The organism is Ectopseudomonas composti (assembly GCF_900115475.1).
Lineage (GTDB): Bacteria > Pseudomonadota > Gammaproteobacteria > Pseudomonadales > Pseudomonadaceae > Aquipseudomonas > Aquipseudomonas composti.
The window spans coordinates 778,671-794,386 of the sequence record NZ_FOWP01000001.1; the positions used below are offsets into that span (position 1 = coordinate 778,671).

The window sequence follows — 15,716 nt, forward strand, 5'->3', positions numbered from 1 at the left end:
ACCCTCCGCGATGACGCCACTCGCCGCCAAGCGCCCGCTGCAACTGAACGATCAAGGTCAGTTGCGCCACTTCCTCTCACTCGACGGCCTGCCCCGAGAGCTGTTGACCGAAATCCTCGACACCGCCGACTCCTTCCTCGAAGTCGGAGCGCGCGCGGTGAAGAAAGTCCCGCTGCTGCGCGGCAAGACCGTGTGCAACGTGTTCTTCGAGAACTCCACGCGCACCCGCACCACCTTCGAGCTGGCCGCCCAGCGCCTTTCGGCCGACGTCATCAGCCTCAACGTCTCTACCAGCTCGACCAGCAAGGGCGAGACGCTGTTCGACACTCTGCGCAATCTCGAGGCCATGGCCGCCGACATTTTCGTCGTGCGCCATGCCGACTCCGGCGCCGCGCACTTCATCGCCGAGCACGTGTGCCCGAACCTGGCGATCATCAACGGCGGCGACGGCCGCCACGCACACCCGACCCAGGGCATGCTCGACATGCTCACCATCCGCCGCCACAAGGGCGACTTCGAGAACCTGTCGGTAGCCATCGTCGGCGACATCCTGCACTCGCGGGTGGCGCGCTCGAACATGCTGGCGCTGAAAACCCTCGGCTGCCCGGACATCCGCGTGATCGCGCCGAAGACCCTGCTGCCCATCGGCCTGGAGCAAAGCTACGGCGTGCGCGTATTCAGCGACGCCAACGAAGGCCTCAAGGACGTCGACGTGGTGATCATGCTACGCCTGCAACGCGAGCGCATGCAGGGCGGCCTGCTGCCCAGCGAGGGTGAGTTCTACCGCCTGTTCGGCCTCACCGAGCAACGCCTCAAGCTGGCCAAGCCGGATGCCCTGGTGATGCACCCGGGGCCGATCAACCGCGGCGTGGAGATCGAGTCGGCAGTGGCCGACGGCCCGCAGTCGGTGATTCTCAACCAGGTCACCTACGGCATCGCCATCCGCATGGCCGTGTTGTCGATGGCCATGAGCGGGCAGAACGCCCAACGTCAACTCAACGCCGAGGAGGCCAACTGATGCGTACCGCAATCCTCGGCGCCCGCGTGATCGACCCGGCCAGCGGCCTGGATCAGGTCACCGACCTCTATATCGACGGCGGCAAGCTGGTCGCCACCGGCCAGGCGCCGGCCAACTTCGTTGCCGACAAGACGCTCGACGCCCAGGGTCTGATCGCTGCGCCCGGCCTGGTCGACCTGTCGGTGGCCCTGCGCGAGCCGGGCTACAGCCGCAAGGGCAGCATTGCCACGGAAACCCTGGCCGCGGCGGCCGGCGGCGTCACCAGCCTGTGCTGCCCGCCGTTCACCAAACCGGTGCTGGATACCTCGGCGGTGGCCGAGCTGATTCTCGACCGCGCCCGCGAAGCCGGGCACACCAAGGTCTTTCCCATCGGTGCACTGAGCAAGGGCCTGGCTGGCGAGCAGCTTGCAGAACTCGTGGCGCTGCGTGATGCCGGCTGTGTGGCCTTCGGCAACGGCCTGGACAACTTCCGCAGCAGCCGCACCCTGCGCCGCGCGCTGGAATATGCGGCCACCTTCGACCTGCAGGTGATCTTCCACTCGCAGGACGCCGACCTGGCCGAAGGCGGCCTGGCTCACGAAGGCCCTACCGCCAGCTTCCTCGGCCTGGCCGGCATCCCGGAAACCGCCGAAACCGTGGCCCTGGCCCGCGACCTGTTGCTGGTGGAACAGAGCGGCGTGCGCGCGCACTTCAGCCAGATCACCAGCGCGCGTGGCGCCGAGCTGATCGCTAACGCTCAGGCGCGCGGCCTGCCAGTGACCGCCGATGTGGCGCTGTACCAGTTGATTCTCACCGACGAGGCGCTGATCGACTTCTCCAGCCTCTATCACGTGCAGCCGCCGCTGCGCTCGCGTGCCGACCGCGAAGGGCTGCGCGAGGCGGTGAAAGCCGGAGTGATCTCGGCCATCTCCAGCCACCACCAACCGCACGAACGCGACGCCAAGCTGGCGCCCTTCGCCGCCACCGAGCCGGGCATCAGCAGCGTGCAACTGCTGCTACCGCTGGCCCTGAGCCTGGTGCAGGACGGCCTGCTGGACCTGCCGACGCTGCTGGCGCGCCTGACCACCGGCCCGGCCGCCGCCCTGCGCCTGCCGGCTGGCAGCCTGAATGTCGGCAGCGCTGCCGATATCGTGCTGTTCGATGCACAGGCCTCCACCGTGGCCGGTGAGCAGTGGTACTCCAAGGGCAGCAACTGCCCGTTCATCGGCCATTGCCTGCCTGGCGCGGTGCGCTACACCCTGGTCGACGGGCATATCAGCTACCAGGGCTGAACCGACACGAGCCCGCCACCCGGCGGGCTCGCCAGCACCGCAGGGTGTCGCGGGGCCGCCCAGGCCGCGCGCACCAACTGCTGAAGGCCGCGTTGCGCACGGCGCGCCCTACGTCCAGGCGACCTTCCCATCCGCGACACGCCCCGCTCTTGCCACGACATTGGACGAAGTAGTGACTCGACGGTCATGATCCACGTCAGGTTAGGCAGTCGAAATTTTCCAAATGCCACCGCCCTATGACCCTGCTCGCGCCCAGAGGCGCCGGCCTGGCGTCGCGCTGGCCTTGTTCAGGAGCTTCTGATTTATGTCGCGCTTACCTGTGATCGTAGGTTTTGGGGGTTACAACGCAGCCGGGCGCAGCTCCTTTCACCATGGTTTCCGTCGCACCGTGCAAGAGTCGCTGCAACCCCAGGCGCGCCAGGAAACCCTGGCCGGACTGGCGCAGATGATGAAGCTGGTGCGCGTGGTCGATGGCCAGTACCAGGATCAGGACGGCCAGGCGCTGAGCCTGGCCGAGATCGAAAGCCGCTACGCCAAGCAGATCCTCGCCGGCACCCTGGTGCGTCGCATCGAGAAGCAGCACCTGGATCCGGACGCAGCCCACTGGCAGAAGAATATCGGCGTCGCCCCCGCCAACGGCGCCAGCCTGAGCTTCGTCACCCAGCGCAAACAACTGCCCGAGCCACTGCCGGCCAACTGGTCGGTCGAAGAGCTCGAAGGCAACGAGGTGCGCGTCACCCTGCACGACAGCTGCGAATTCAAGGTCGACAGCTATCGCCCGCTGGCAGTGAAATCCGCCGGCCAGTTGCCCAGCGGTTTCGAGCCGAGCGAGCTGTACAACGCACGCTTCCATCCGCGCGGCCTGGCCATGACCGTAGTCGGCGTCACCGACGCCCTGCGCTCGGTGGGCATCGACTGGCAGCGCATCGTCCAGCACGTCGCCCCGGACGAGATCGCCGTATTCGCCAGCTGCATCATGAGCCAGCTCGACGAGAACGGTTTCGGCGGCATGATGCAGTCGCGCCTCAAGGGTGGTCGCGTCACCGCCAAGCAACTGGCCCTAGGCCTGAACACCATGCCGGCCGACTTCATCAACGCCTACGTGCTCGGCAGCGTCGGCACCACCGGCAGCATCACCGGCGCCTGCGCCACCTTCCTCTACAACCTGCAAAAAGGCATCGAGCAGATCGCCTCGGGCAAGGCGCGTGTGGTGATCGTCGGCAGCAGCGAGGCACCGATCAACCAAGAGTGCATCGAGGGTTATGGCGCCATGGGCGCACTGGCCACCGAGGAAGGCTTGCGCCAGATCGAAGGCAAGAGCGAGGTGGACTTCCGCCGCGCCAGCCGCCCGTTCGGTGACAACTGCGGTTTCACCCTGGCCGAGGCCTGCCAGTTCGTGGTGCTAATGGACGACGAGCTGGCCCTGGAGCTCGGCGCCGATATCCACGGCGCGGTGCCGGACGTGTTCATCAATGCCGATGGTTTCAAGAAATCCATCTCCGCTCCCGGCCCGGGCAACTACCTGACCGTGGCCAAGGCCGTAGCCAGTGCCGTGCAACTGCTCGGCCTGGACGCCGTGCGCAGCCGCAGCTTCGTCCACGCCCACGGTTCCAGCACCCCGGCCAACCGCGTTACCGAGTCGGAAATTCTCGACCGCGTCGCGGCGGCCTTCGGTATCGAGCAATGGCCGGTCACTGCAGTGAAGGCCTTCGTCGGTCACTCCCTGGCCACCGCCAGCGGCGACCAGGTGATCGCCGCCCTCGGCGCCTTCAAGTACGGCATCGTGCCGGGTTTGAAGACCATCGACGCGGTCGCTGGCGACGTGCATCAGGACAACCTGAGCCTGTCTACCGAAGACCGCAAAGTAGGTGAGCAGGCGCTGGATGTCGCCTTCATCAACTCCAAGGGCTTCGGCGGCAACAACGCCAGCGCCCTGGTGCTGGCCCCGCACGTCGCCGAGCGCATGCTGCGCAAGCGTCACGGTCAGGCCGCCTTCGACGCCTACCTGGCGCGCCGCGCGGGCACCCGCGCCGCTGCAGCCGCCTACGACCAGCAGGCGCTGCAGGGCAAGCTGGACATCATCTACAACTTCGGCAACGACATGATCGACGACCAGGCGATCTCCATCACCACCGAAGAAGTGAAGGTGCCGGGCTTCGACCAGCCACTGGTATTCAAGAAGGACGCGCGCTACAGCGACATGCTCGATTGAGTTTGCCGCATTCCCGTAGGGCGGGTGCAACCCGCCACTATCACGGCGGGTTTCACCCGCCCTACGATTAAAGCGCCCGCGCCAGCTCGATCAACTCGCCACGCCACTCGGCGGCGGCCGGCACAGCCAGAAACGAGGGGTTGAGGAAGGATTCTCGTGCTTCGTAGGCGAGCGGTTTGCCAGCCAGATTCAGCACCTCGCCGCCCGCCCCTTCCAGCACACCCTGCGCTGCCGCCGTGTCCCACTGCGAGGTGGGCGCCAGGCGCGGGTAGCAATCGGCGTTGCCCTCGGCCAGCAGACAGAACTTCAGCGAGCTGCCGATATTGGCCAGCACTGGCTCACCGAAACGTGCGGCCAAACCAGCGAGCAGGGTTTCCTGCGCCGGGCTGGAATGGCGCTTGCTGGCCACCAGGGTAAAGCCCTGCGCGGGCGCCAGGCGCACGCTGATCGAATGCTCCTCGCCCGGCCTGTCGCTGCACCAGGCGCCCAAACCAGCGCCGCCGTAATAGCAGCGACCATTGGCCGGAATGCCGACCACGCCGAAGACCACACGGCCCTGTTCGATCAAGGCGACGTTGACCGTGAACTCTTCGGAGCCGGCGATAAATTCCTTGGTGCCATCGAGCGGATCGACCAGCCACCAGCGCGTCCAGGCGGCACGCTCGGCCAGCGGGATATCGGCGGCCTCCTCCGACAGCACCGGCACCTCCGGCGCCAGCACCTGCAGGCCATCGAGCAGGATATGGTGCGCGGCCAGGTCGGCGGCGGTCACTGGCGAGGCATCGGCCTTCTCCATCACCGCCACGTCGCTGCGCCAATACGGCAGCGTTGCCGCACCCGCAGTGCGGACCAACTCGATCACCTGGGGAATAAAGGGGTGGCTCACGGGCGGTACTCTCCGCGCTGGGTCAGCAGGTCACGCACCAGGTACAGAGCCGCCAGTGCGCGACCTTCGCTGAACTGTTCGTGCTGGGCCAGGCTGGACAACTCGCGCAGGCTGATGCGATCGACCCGCATCGGCTCGGGCTCATCACCGGGCAGGCGCTCCTCGTACAAATTGCGCGCCAGCACCACCTGAATCTTCTGGCTCATATAACCGGGCGACAGGCTCAGCTCGGTGATGTACTCCAGCTCGTGCGCGCCGAAACCGGCCTCTTCCTTGAGCTCGCGGTTGGCCGCCACCAGTACGTCTTCACCCGGTTCGATCAGCCCCTTGGGCAGCGACAGCTGGTAGTCATCGGTGCCACCGCAATACTCCTCGATCAGCACCGCGTGCTCTGAATCGAGCATCGCCACCACCATCACTGCGCCGTAGCCGGAGCCCTTGCCGACCAGCCGCTCATAGGTACGCTCCGTGCCATTGGAGAAGCGCAACTGCACTTCCTCGACACGAAACAGACGGCTGCTGGCGACAATTTCGCGAGCGAGAACCGTGGGCTTTTGGCGCATGAGGCGACTCCTTGGCGGGACCGAGCGGGTTATCATACAGCGGCTTTTCGCATTATCCCCGGCCGAGATTGCATCAAGGCGAAACAGGCCACGGAACGATTGTTTCCGATCAGAGAGATGAGCATGCCCGTATTACCTTGGCAGCAGATCGACACCGTCCTGCTGGATATGGACGGCACGTTGCTCGACCTGCACTTCGACAACCACTTCTGGCTCACCCACCTGCCGCAGCGCTATGCCGAGCATCATGGCGTCAGCCTGGCGCTGGCCCAGGCCGAACTACTGCCGCTGTTTCGCCAGCACGCCGGTACGCTGAACTGGTACTGCACCGACTTCTGGAGCCGCGAGCTGCGGCTGTCGATCCGTGATCTCAAGCGCGAGGTCGCTCACCTGATCGCCCTGCGCGCGGATGCCGAGCTGTTTCTGCGCGCCCTGCGCGAGGCCGGAAAACGCGTGGTGCTGATCACCAACGCGCACCGCGATTCGCTGTCGCTGAAGCTGGAGCGCGTCGAGTTGGCGCCCTGGTTCGAGCGCCTGATCAGCTCCCACGACTATGGCTTTCCCAAGGAAGACCAGCAGTTCTGGTTCGCCCTGCGCCAGGACGTCGACTTCGATCCGGCACGCGCCCTGTTCATCGACGACAGCCTGCCAATCCTGCGCAGCGCCGGGCGTTTCGGTGTTGCCCAACTGCTCGCCGTACGCCAGCCGGACAGCCAGGCTGGGCCGAAGGATACCGAGGAGTTCGCTGCGGTGGAGGACTACCGGGAGTTGCTGACGAACCTGTAGCTGGATGCAAGCCGTGGATTCGGCATACAGCTACAGGTTCGTCGCACCCCGGATTGCATCCGGGCTACGGTCTACTCGGGAATGCGCAGCACCTGCCCCGGATAGATCTTGTCCGGGTGACTGAGCATCGGCTTGTTGGCCTCGAATATCTTCATGTAGGCATTGGCATTGCCGTATTCGGCCTTGGCGATGGCGCTCAGCGTGTCGCCCTTCTTCACCGTGACGAAACGCGCTGCGGGGGCAGGCGTGCTCACGCTGATCTGGTCATCGACCTCACCGACACCGGCCACATTGCCCAACGCCAGGAGGATCTTTTCCTTCTCTTCCTGGCTGGCCACTTCACCGCGAGCGATCACTTTGTCACCCTCGACGCTGACCTCGATGTTCGGGTTGCCCAGGCCGACCTTGGCGACGTGCTCCTTGAGCGATTCGGCGGCCTGCGCCTCCTGACCCACCAGTGACTCCCAGAGCTTGACCCCGGCATCTTTGACAAAGGTGAACAGACTCATGGCGATTCCTCTCGTTCCATGTGGATGACCGGGCAAACCGCCCGGAGACAAAAGTCTAGTTCAGGAAACACCCCTGATTAGCGTTCGCGCATTAGAATCCGGGCAGACCAGGAGCCCCCATGGACATAAAGCAGCTGAAATTTCTCGTCGCCCTCGACGAAACCCGTCACTTCGGCCAGGCCGCTGCACGCTGCCACGTGACCCAGCCGACGCTGTCCATGCGCCTGCGCCAGCTGGAAGACGAACTGGGCCTGGAGCTGGTCCGTCGTGGCCAGCGTTTCGAGGGATTCAGCGCCGAAGGCGAACGCATCCTGGCCTGGGCGCGCAGCGTGCTGGCCGCACAGGATGGCCTGCTCGCCGAGGCTGCCGCCTGCCGCGGGCACCTGGTGGGCACGCTGCGCCTGGGCGTGGTGCCGCTGGCCAGTTTCGATCCGATGCTGCTGATCAGCCTGTTCGCCGAGCGTCACCCCGGGCTGCGTTTTCAGCTGCACGCACTGAGCAGCGACCAGATTCTCGAACAGCTGGTGCGCAATCAGCTCGACCTCGGCCTGTCCTATCTCGATCGCCTCGACCGCGAGCATTTCGCCAGCCTGGAACTGGCCGAGGCGCGCATGGGCCTGCTCTACGATCAGCGCCATTTCCACTTCGCCAGCAGCAGCCTGCGCTGGGAGCAGCTGACCAACCTGCCACTGGGGCTGCTTTCCAGCGGCATGCACTTTCGCCAGTCCATCGACCACAGCTTCCGCGCCCGTGGTCTCAGCCCGCAGATACGCCTGGAAGCCGATGCCGTGCACCATCTGACTCAGGCCGTCAGCGCCGGTCTGTGCTGTAGCGTGATGCCCATTCCGACCGATGGCGCCCCGACCGACGGTCATTTACGCCTGCTGCCGATAGACGGCGCCCACACCCTGGCGCTGCAAGGCCTGATCATGCGTCGTAGCGCCCCGGCCTCAGCACTCGCACAAGCCTGCTTCGAAGAAGCACGAGAGTGGCTCGCAAACGCTTGATAGATTTGCTCGATCAGAACATCAAAGCCAACGATTAGACGCTTCCCGCCCACAGGCCTAGGCTTAGCTGTGTCAATCTGTCACAGAGCGCGCCTCGATGGCCAAGCCAGCCGCCCAGCCGCACATCACCAGTGCTTACAGCTACGCCGAACTCGGTGACGACCGCGCGCAGCACGCTGCTCTGGCCGAGGAATGCGCCCTGGCGATCAGTTACAACGACCTGAACCAGGCAGTGATGATGGTTTCCCCGCATCACCTGGAAGATTTTGCCGTCGGCTTCAGTCTTGGCAACGACCTGATCGCATCAATCGACGACATCTATGACATCCAGTTGCGCGGTATCGGTGACAGCCGCGAAGCGCGCCTGCAAGTCAGCAGTCGTGCGTTCTGGGCGCTCAAGCAGCAACGCCGGCAAATGGCCGGCACCAGCGGTTGTGGCCTGTGCGGCGTGGACGCGCTGGAACAGGCGCTGCCGGCCCTGACGGCACTGCCCGGCACCGCACTGCCGCCGCTGGAACACCTGAAAGGCCTGCGCGAGCGTATTGGCGATCAGCAACAACTGGCGCGGCAAAGCGGCGCGCTGCACGCGGCCCTGTTCATCGACGCCAAGGGCGAGATTCGTCTGTGCCGCGAAGACATCGGCCGCCACAACGCCCTGGACAAGCTGATCGGCGCCCTCGCCCGCGAGCGCATCGACAGTACAGGGGGCTTCGCTCTGGTCACCAGTCGCTGCAGCCTGGAGCTGCTGCACAAGGCGGTGCGCGCCGGTATCGGCACCCTGGTGAGCCTGTCCGCCCCCACCGCCCTGACCGTGGACTGGGCGCGGCGCCATCGCCTCAACCTGATCCACCTGCCCCATCACAGCACGCCGCGGGTCTACAGCCCCGCGCCTGACGAAGAAGAACGACCATGAGCCTGCAGCCCGTCAATCCTCGCTACAAGCCCTACAAAGGCCCGGCCGCTGGCTGGGGCGCACTGAACGCCGTCACCCGTTTCTGGCTGGACAGCAAGCAGCCGTTCAAGAACCTGCGCGCGCTGCTCAAGACCAACCAGAACGGCGGCTTCGACTGCCCCGGTTGCGCCTGGGGCGACTCGCCCGAAGACGGCCATATCAAGTTCTGCGAGAACGGCGCCAAGGCGGTCAACTGGGAAGCCACCAAACGTCGCGTGGACCCCACCTTCTTCGCCCGCTACACGGTCAGCCAACTGCGCGAGCAGAGCGACTACTGGCTCGAGTATCAGGGTCGCCTGACCCACCCGATGCGCTACGACGCCAGCACCGACCGCTACACGAAGACCACCTGGGCCGAAGCCTTCGCCCTGATCGCCAGGCATCTGAAGGCGCTGCCGAGCCCGGATCACGCCGAATTCTACACCTCCGGCCGGGCCAGCAACGAGGCGGCATACCTCTACCAGTTGTTCGTCCGCGCCTACGGCACCAACAACTTCCCCGATTGCTCGAACATGTGCCACGAGGCCAGCGGTGTGGCCCTCGGCCAGAGCGTGGGCATCGGCAAGGGCAGCGTGACCTTCGATGACTTCGAGCATGCCGACGCCATCTTCGTGCTCGGCCAGAACCCCGGCACCAACCACCCGCGCATGCTCGAACCGCTGCGCGAAGCGGTCAAACGTGGCGCTCAGGTAGTCTGCTTCAATCCGCTCAAGGAACGCGGCTTGGAGCGCTTCCAGCATCCGCAACACGCGCTGGAGATGCTCAGCAATGGCTCCGAGCCGCTGAACACCGCGTTCTTCCGCCCAGCCCTGGGCGGCGACATGGCCGCCCTGCGCGGCATCGCCAAGTTCCTCCTGTTGTGGGAGCGTGAAGCCAAGGCCAAGGGCGAGCCGGCAGTGTTCGACCATGCCTTCATCGCCGAGCAGACCGATGGCGCCGATGCCTACCTGAGGCTGATCGACGACACCACCTGGGAAGCACTGGAGGCCCAGTCAGGTCTGAGCCTGCTGGAAATCGAACAGGCTGCGCGCATGTACCGTCGCGCCCAGCGCGTGATCATCTGCTGGGCCATGGGCATCACCCAGCACCACCACTCGGTGGCCACCATTCAGGAAATCGTCAACCTGCAACTGCTGCGCGGCAACCTCGGTCGCCCCGGCGCCGGCCTGTGCCCGGTGCGCGGCCACAGTAACGTGCAGGGCGACCGCACCATGGGCATCAACGACCGCCCGCCAGTGTCATTGCTCGACGCCCTGGAAAAACGCTTCCAGTTCAAGGTGCCGCGCGAGAACGGCCACAACACCGTCGAGGCGATCAACGCCATGATCGACGGTCAGGCCAAGGTGTTCATCGGCCTCGGCGGCAACTTCGCCCAGGCCACCCCGGACAGCCCGCGCACGCACAAGGCGCTGCAGAGCTGCGACCTCACCGTGCAGATCAGCACCAAGCTCAACCGCAGCCACCTCACCATGGGCCGCGATGCACTGATCCTGCCGTGCCTCGGCCGCACCGACATCGACCACCAGGCCGGCGGCCCGCAGGCGGTAACGGTGGAAGACTCGTTCAGCATGATCCACGCCTCCTACGGCCAGCTCGAACCGCTTTCCGGCAGCGAGATGCGCTCGGAGCCAGCCATCGTCGCTGGTATCGCCAAGGCCACCCTGGGCAACCACCCGGTGGACTGGGACGCACTGATCGCCGACTACGACCGCATCCGCGACCTGATCGCCGACACCATTCCCGGCTTCCACGATTTCAATCAGCGTGTTGCCCACCCCGGTGGTTTCTACCTCGGCAACTCGGCTGGCGCGCGGCAATGGAAGACGGCCTCCGGCAAGGCCAACTTCAAGGCCAACGCCCTGCTCGCCGACCTGCTGCCCCCGCAAGTGCGTGAGAGCGGTGAAACGCCGGACCTGATCCTGCAGACCCTGCGTTCGCACGACCAGTACAACACCACCGTATACGGCCTCGACGACCGCTACCGTGGCGTGCGCGGCCAACGCGACGTGCTCTTCGCCAACGAGGCGGACATCCTGCGTCTGGGCTTCAAGCCCGGGCAGAAGGTGGACATTCGTTCGCTGTGGAACGACGGCATCGAGCGCCGCATCAGCGGCTTCACCCTGCTCGCCTTCGACATTCCTGCCGGCCAGGCCGCCGCCTACTTCCCCGAAGCCAACCCGCTGGTGCCACTGGAAAGCGCCGGTGTCGGCAGCAGCACACCGACCAGCAAGTTCGTCGCCATCTGCCTGCAGGCCGCCAACGGCGGCAATCTGCTGGGCAGCAGCGCAGCGAGCTGACCGGCGGCCAGGAACCTCGCACAGGCATCGCCGGTCAATGGCATAACGTCGATCCGGCGACTCCTGTACGAGGTTCTCATGAAGTCACTGCAACTCTTCTTTCTTTCCCTGGGCCTGACTAGCGGCGGTTTTGCCTTTGCCGGCAATACCGAAGCTGGCCTGGGTGGTGCCCTAGGCGGAGCCGTGGGTGCGATGGTGGGTCAGCAGGTCGGTGGCAACACGGGCGCCGCGGTCGGTGCCGGTCTCGGTGGCGCCGCCGGCAGCATGGTCGGCGCTGATCGCCGCAGCCGTACCGAAGCGGCCATTGGCGGCGCGCTGGGCGCAGCGGGCGGTAACGTCGTCGGTCAGCAGGTCGGTGGCAACACCGGCGGCGTGGTCGGTGCAGCAGTCGGCGGCGGTGCTGGCGGCGCGCTGGGCAACTACATGGGCAATGCCAGCTACGACGATGATCGTCGCGGCAAACATCACCGCCACCATGGCAAGAAACACAAGAAGCACCACAAACACTGGCGCCGTCACTGACGGATGCTGAGTACCCAGGGTTCATGGCGACGACCGAAGGCCACTTCGACCTGCGCCTTGAACCCTGTCTGTTCGTAGCTGCGCTCCCAGCCACGCGCCAAGTCGCGATAGGCGTAGGGCACACTCAGGCGGTCGTTCTCCAGGCGAACGGTCGCGCCATAACCGGCCTCCGTAACCTGGCGATAGGGCTCGATACGCCCGGCCAGTAACACCTGGCGCTGCCGATCCGGCCAGCGCTTGCGCAGTACCTGCGCATCCACGCCCGCATCCACCAGCATCAGACGGCTGGCCTGCTGTTCGACGAATTGCAGGCGACGCTGGCGATCATCGCGCGCCTGCTGCAACACCTCACTCTCGGACTTGGCCTGCAACTCGGCCTCGGCGACGGCCAATGCTTGACGGGCCTGCTCGACCTGGCTGCGGTACAGCGGCCCATCCAGCTCCAGCACCCACCAGACCTCGCGTGCCGGCTGCCGCCGCAAGGCCTGCTCGTCGGTCGCCGAGTAACCCAGCTCGTGCAATTTGGCCTCGTCCAGCCAGGGTAGTTGCCAGCCCTCTCCGGGGCGCTGCCAGCTCAGTTGCAGGCGCAGTACGCCATCGTCTTCATCACGTAACCAGCCACCATAGACGCGCTGCAATTCACGCTCGCTGAGCTGCAGTTGCGCCTCGCGCTCGCCGCTGCGGTTGTACCAGACGCCACCCAGTGCGACGGCATTGCTCAGCAGCACCACGCCAAGACCAAGCCACGCTGCCCGCTTCATTGCGCACCTCCCGGCGCGCTGCGCCGCCAGCGTTGCAACACCACCAGTAACAGCACGGCGATCAAGCCAAGCAGGAGGAAGAACAGGTAGCGCGGCAGCAGTTGCCACCACCAGTCGAACAATTTGGCGAAGAGCATGACCAGGGCGAAGAGCAAACCGGTATTGACCACTTCACCCCAACCACGGCGAATGCCCAGCCAGATCGCTGCCCCCGCCAGGACGAAGCCGAGTGTCTGGTAGAACGCCTCGATCCACCCAGTCGACCAGTCGAGATAGCTGCCGCCCCCCCAGTAGGACAGCACCAGCACCGGGCCGAGCAGGTAGAGCAACCCGACCACTCGGTAGCAGGCGGCAAAGCCCGGATAGCGCCGCTGCTCGAGCCATTGCGGCAGGAGCAGCAGCGCCGCCAGCGGCATGAACAACTCCGGCCGTTCGCCCAGCGACCACCAGTGCCAGCCCGCCCAGTCGCCCAGGCGCGCTGCGACGAACAGGCCGAAGCAGAGCAACGCCACCACCAGCAGCAGGCGCTGGCGACACTGGTAGGCCAGCAACAGGGCCAAGGCTCCCCAAGGCAACAGAGCCTTGTCCGAAGGCGTGATATTGAAGATCTGCCCGAGCATCGACAGGTTCAGCACGAAGCAGACGAATGCCAGCACCGCCGCCAGCTTGGCGTAGTAACCCGAGGTGTCGCGGGCCTGGAGCCAGAAGCACAGCAACAAGCTGCCCAGGCTACTGCCGAGAAGGATGGCGACTTGCGCAATGGCATCGAACAGCCCCCAGAACTGATAGAACAGGAAGAACAGCCCGGCCGCCAGCGCCAGCGCGCCGAACAGCGAGGCCAGGCGCATGCCCAGCGACAACTGGCGAGCGCGGGCATCGGCGTCGATATCCAGCGTCTGGCGAAAGTGCGCCAGCAACTGGCGATGATGCTCGGCGACGGCCTGCTCCTGCGCTTCGCTCAGGTGCAATATCTGCTCCTGGCGCAGCTCGGCCAGCTCCTCGCGGAAGGCGGCGATGCGAGTGGCGCGCTGCTGCGCCTGCTCGCGCTCGAGATCGGACATGGGCACTCCCTGGCGAATGACAGCTCACAGCCTAGCAGGCCGGACTCTGGCGCGGGGCTCCACGTGGGTGCGCAGCTCTCAATCCACCTGTAATGCCGCCAGCGCCGCACGCAAGGTCTCGGGGATCGCGACGGGACGATTGCTCGCCCGGTCGACGAACACATGGACAAAACGCCCAGCGGCACAGGCTTGCTCCTCACCCGCCTTGAAGATGGCCAGCTCGTACTGCACCGAACTGTTGCCCAACTTGCCGACGCGCAGCCCCACTTCGATGGCATCGGGGAAGGCGATGGAGGCGAAGTAATCGCAGTTGGAGCTGACCACGAAACCCACCACTGCGCCGTCATGGATATCCAGGCCACCTTCGGCGATCAGGTAAGCATTCACCGCACTGTCGAAGTAGCTGTAGTAGGTCACGTTGTTCACGTGGCCGTAGATGTCGTTGTCGTGCCAGCGCGTGGTGATCGGCTGGAAGTGGCGGTAGTCGCCACGCAGGTATTGGGGTTGATTCATTGATAGTCCTTGGCTGGCCTCGGTGCGCACGGCGCACCCTACGGCAGGAATGGCGCTGGACCGGTAGGGTGCGCCGTGCACACCTACGACAACTTCGCCTCAATAGGCAGCTTGGTAAATGACTAGCGCCTGCTGCTCGTTCATTTCGCGTGGGTTGTTCACCAGCAGGCGCTGTTGCAGCATGGCGTCCGCCGCCAGCGCGGGCAACATTGCCTCGCTCACGCCGGCATCGCGCAGCCGCGTCGGCAAGCCGCTGCGCTGACTGAAGCCGGCCAGCGCCTCGATCAGTTGCTCGGTCTGGGCAATCGCACTGCCCGCCCGTAAGCGCTCACCCAGCACCAGTGGCGCCAGCTCGGCATACAGCGGCGCGGCGGCTGGCGCATTGAAGGCCAGCACCTGCGGTAGTACCAGGGCATTGGACAGCCCATGGGGAATATGAAAATGCCCACCCAATGGATAGGCCAGCGCATGCACCGCCGCTACCGGCGCATTGGCGAACGCCTGACCGGCCAGGCAGGCGCCGAGCAACATGGCCTGGCGCGCCTGGCGGTTGCTGCCGTTGCGCACTACTTCATCGAGATTGGCCGCCAGCAAGCGCAACGCCTCGCGTGCCAGCAGGTCGGAAATGGGGTTCTTCTTCAGCGCGCTGGTGTAGGCCTCGATGGCATGCACCATGGCATCGATACCGGTGGCGGCGGTGACCGCCACAGGCAGGCCGAGGGTGAGGTCGGCATCGAGCAGGGCCAGATCCGGCAACAGCATTGGCGACACCACGCCCATCTTGGTGGTTTCGCCGGTGGTAACGATGGCGATGGGCGTCACCTCGGAGCCAGTGCCGGCCGTGGTCGGCACCTGAATCAGCGGCAGGCGCCGACCGCGGGCATTGCCCACACCATAGATCTCACTGAGCGACTGGCCGCCGTCGGGATGCGCCAACAACGCCACCAGTTTGGCGACATCCATCGAACTGCCGCCACCGAAGCCAACCACCAGCTCCGCCTGCAACTCGCGAGCCTGCGCCACAGCGGCCAATACCACGGCTTCCGGCGGGTCGGCCAGCACCTGGTCGAACACCTGCACACTCATACCCGCGCGAGTAAAGCCCGGCAGCAGCGCTTCGAGCATACCGAGACGGGTGATGCCGGGGTCGGTAACGATCAGTACGCGGCGCGCGCCGCGCTCACGACAGAGTTCGGCCAGGCGCAGGCTGGCACCGGATTCGCAGAGGATCTGCGCGGTGGTGGCGAAGCTGAAGGGATGCATGGGATTGCTCCTCTTGTTGTAGCCCGGATGCAATCCGGGATCGGTCAGGCAAATTTCCCCGGATTGCATCCGGGCTACGCCGCTGCACGTCTCAC

At 65.5% G+C, this 15,716-nt stretch carries 15 protein-coding genes; 8 read left to right on the forward strand and 7 right to left on the reverse strand.

Going from position 1 to position 15,716, the window contains the following annotated elements; translation table 11 throughout:
* The first annotated feature begins 10 nt into the window (after nt 1–10).
* The 3 genes from BM059_RS03415 to BM059_RS03425 all read left to right on the forward strand — a co-directional run bounded on the left by BM059_RS03415 (nt 11) and on the right by BM059_RS03425 (nt 4,501).
* Nucleotides 11–1,018 carry an aspartate carbamoyltransferase catalytic subunit gene (locus tag BM059_RS03415; protein WP_017678427.1) on the forward strand — a complete coding sequence of 336 codons (1,008 nt, stop codon included), beginning with the start codon at nt 11–13 and terminating at the stop codon, nt 1,016–1,018.
* A complete protein-coding gene (locus tag BM059_RS03420) occupies nt 1,018–2,289 on the forward strand; it encodes a dihydroorotase (protein ID WP_037003766.1) in 1,272 nt (423 codons plus the stop codon). The genes BM059_RS03415 and BM059_RS03420 overlap by 1 nt, the downstream gene beginning before the upstream one ends.
* Before the next feature lie 304 nt (nt 2,290–2,593).
* Nucleotides 2,594–4,501 (forward strand): beta-ketoacyl synthase, encoded by a 1,908-nt coding sequence (locus tag BM059_RS03425; RefSeq protein WP_074936718.1) that lies wholly within the window; start codon nt 2,594–2,596, stop codon nt 4,499–4,501.
* Between the two features lie 67 nt (nt 4,502–4,568).
* On the opposite strand, the gene cysQ is transcribed toward BM059_RS03425, so the two are convergent.
* Together cysQ and nudE are read right to left on the reverse strand one after the other, a co-directional pair.
* Nucleotides 4,569–5,387: a 3'(2'),5'-bisphosphate nucleotidase CysQ gene (cysQ, locus tag BM059_RS03430; RefSeq protein WP_074936720.1), complete on the reverse strand. Its 819-nt coding sequence runs from the start codon at nt 5,385–5,387 to the stop codon at nt 4,569–4,571.
* Entirely contained in the window at nt 5,384–5,950 is a 567-nt protein-coding gene (gene nudE, locus BM059_RS03435) for an ADP compounds hydrolase NudE (protein WP_037003759.1), read from the reverse strand. Before nudE ends, cysQ begins: the two co-directional genes overlap by 4 nt.
* 123 nt (nt 5,951–6,073) lie before the next feature.
* On the opposite strand from nudE, the gene yrfG reads away from it, so the two are divergent.
* Nucleotides 6,074–6,736, forward strand: a complete 663-nt coding sequence (yrfG, locus tag BM059_RS03440) for a GMP/IMP nucleotidase (RefSeq protein WP_037003758.1) — start codon at nt 6,074–6,076, stop codon at nt 6,734–6,736.
* Nucleotides 6,737–6,807: 71 nt separating this feature from the next.
* Here yrfG and lysM read toward each other — a convergent pair whose 3' ends face one another.
* Nucleotides 6,808–7,245: a peptidoglycan-binding protein LysM gene (gene lysM, locus BM059_RS03445; RefSeq protein ID WP_037003755.1), complete on the reverse strand. Its 438-nt coding sequence runs from the start codon at nt 7,243–7,245 to the stop codon at nt 6,808–6,810.
* 119 nt (nt 7,246–7,364) lie between these two features.
* Here lysM and BM059_RS03450 point away from each other — a divergent pair, with 119 nt between their 5' ends.
* The 4 genes from BM059_RS03450 (at nt 7,365) to BM059_RS03465 (ending at nt 12,023) form a co-directional block, all read left to right on the forward strand.
* Nucleotides 7,365–8,252, forward strand: a complete 888-nt coding sequence (locus BM059_RS03450; RefSeq protein WP_037003754.1) for a LysR family transcriptional regulator — start codon at nt 7,365–7,367, stop codon at nt 8,250–8,252.
* A 97-nt stretch (nt 8,253–8,349) separates the two neighbouring features.
* The gene (gene fdhD / locus BM059_RS03455) at nt 8,350–9,165 is read left to right on the forward strand and encodes a formate dehydrogenase accessory sulfurtransferase FdhD (protein WP_074936722.1); all 816 of its coding nucleotides are present in this window, start codon (nt 8,350–8,352) and stop codon (nt 9,163–9,165) included.
* Nucleotides 9,162–11,501, forward strand: a complete 2,340-nt coding sequence (locus BM059_RS03460) for an FdhF/YdeP family oxidoreductase (protein WP_037005442.1) — start codon at nt 9,162–9,164, stop codon at nt 11,499–11,501. The genes fdhD and BM059_RS03460 overlap by 4 nt, the downstream gene beginning before the upstream one ends.
* A gap of 78 nt (nt 11,502–11,579) precedes the next feature.
* Nucleotides 11,580–12,023: a glycine zipper domain-containing protein gene (locus BM059_RS03465; protein WP_037005444.1), complete on the forward strand. Its 444-nt coding sequence runs from the start codon at nt 11,580–11,582 to the stop codon at nt 12,021–12,023.
* Here the strand turns inward: BM059_RS03465 and BM059_RS03470 are convergent.
* From BM059_RS03470 to BM059_RS03485, 4 genes are all read right to left on the reverse strand, one after another.
* Nucleotides 12,017–12,784, reverse strand: coding sequence for a DUF4824 family protein (locus BM059_RS03470; RefSeq protein WP_074936724.1), 768 nt, complete (start codon nt 12,782–12,784; stop codon nt 12,017–12,019). The genes BM059_RS03465 and BM059_RS03470 overlap by 7 nt on opposite strands.
* Nucleotides 12,781–13,845, reverse strand: coding sequence for a DUF2157 domain-containing protein (locus tag BM059_RS03475; protein ID WP_074936726.1), 1,065 nt, complete (start codon nt 13,843–13,845; stop codon nt 12,781–12,783). Before BM059_RS03475 ends, BM059_RS03470 begins: the two co-directional genes overlap by 4 nt.
* A gap of 78 nt (nt 13,846–13,923) precedes the next feature.
* Nucleotides 13,924–14,358, reverse strand: a complete 435-nt coding sequence (locus tag BM059_RS03480; protein ID WP_074936729.1) for an acyl-CoA thioesterase — start codon at nt 14,356–14,358, stop codon at nt 13,924–13,926.
* Between the two features lie 99 nt (nt 14,359–14,457).
* Complete coding sequence (locus tag BM059_RS03485) at nt 14,458–15,621, reverse strand: iron-containing alcohol dehydrogenase (RefSeq protein WP_074936731.1); 1,164 nt, start codon at nt 15,619–15,621, stop codon at nt 14,458–14,460.
* Between the last annotated feature and the right edge of the window lie 95 nt (nt 15,622–15,716).

What these genes read in the sequence shown, in the direction of transcription:
- BM059_RS03415 (WP_017678427.1), top strand. Translation starts at nt 11, where the DNA reads ATGACGCCACTCGCCGCCAAGCGCCCGCTGCAACTGAACGATCAAGGT.
- BM059_RS03420 (WP_037003766.1), top strand. Translation starts at nt 1,018, where the DNA reads ATGCGTACCGCAATCCTCGGCGCCCGCGTGATCGACCCGGCCAGCGGC.
- BM059_RS03425 (WP_074936718.1), top strand. Translation starts at nt 2,594, where the DNA reads ATGTCGCGCTTACCTGTGATCGTAGGTTTTGGGGGTTACAACGCAGCC.
- nudE (WP_037003759.1), bottom strand. Translation starts at nt 5,950, where the DNA reads ATGCGCCAAAAGCCCACGGTTCTCGCTCGCGAAATTGTCGCCAGCAGC.
- yrfG (WP_037003758.1), top strand. Translation starts at nt 6,074, where the DNA reads ATGCCCGTATTACCTTGGCAGCAGATCGACACCGTCCTGCTGGATATG.
- lysM (WP_037003755.1), bottom strand. Translation starts at nt 7,245, where the DNA reads ATGAGTCTGTTCACCTTTGTCAAAGATGCCGGGGTCAAGCTCTGGGAG.
- BM059_RS03450 (WP_037003754.1), top strand. Translation starts at nt 7,365, where the DNA reads ATGGACATAAAGCAGCTGAAATTTCTCGTCGCCCTCGACGAAACCCGT.
- fdhD (WP_074936722.1), top strand. Translation starts at nt 8,350, where the DNA reads ATGGCCAAGCCAGCCGCCCAGCCGCACATCACCAGTGCTTACAGCTAC.
- BM059_RS03460 (WP_037005442.1), top strand. Translation starts at nt 9,162, where the DNA reads ATGAGCCTGCAGCCCGTCAATCCTCGCTACAAGCCCTACAAAGGCCCG.
- BM059_RS03465 (WP_037005444.1), top strand. Translation starts at nt 11,580, where the DNA reads ATGAAGTCACTGCAACTCTTCTTTCTTTCCCTGGGCCTGACTAGCGGC.
- BM059_RS03470 (WP_074936724.1), bottom strand. Translation starts at nt 12,784, where the DNA reads ATGAAGCGGGCAGCGTGGCTTGGTCTTGGCGTGGTGCTGCTGAGCAAT.
- BM059_RS03475 (WP_074936726.1), bottom strand. Translation starts at nt 13,845, where the DNA reads ATGTCCGATCTCGAGCGCGAGCAGGCGCAGCAGCGCGCCACTCGCATC.
- BM059_RS03480 (WP_074936729.1), bottom strand. Translation starts at nt 14,358, where the DNA reads ATGAATCAACCCCAATACCTGCGTGGCGACTACCGCCACTTCCAGCCG.
- BM059_RS03485 (WP_074936731.1), bottom strand. Translation starts at nt 15,621, where the DNA reads ATGCATCCCTTCAGCTTCGCCACCACCGCGCAGATCCTCTGCGAATCC.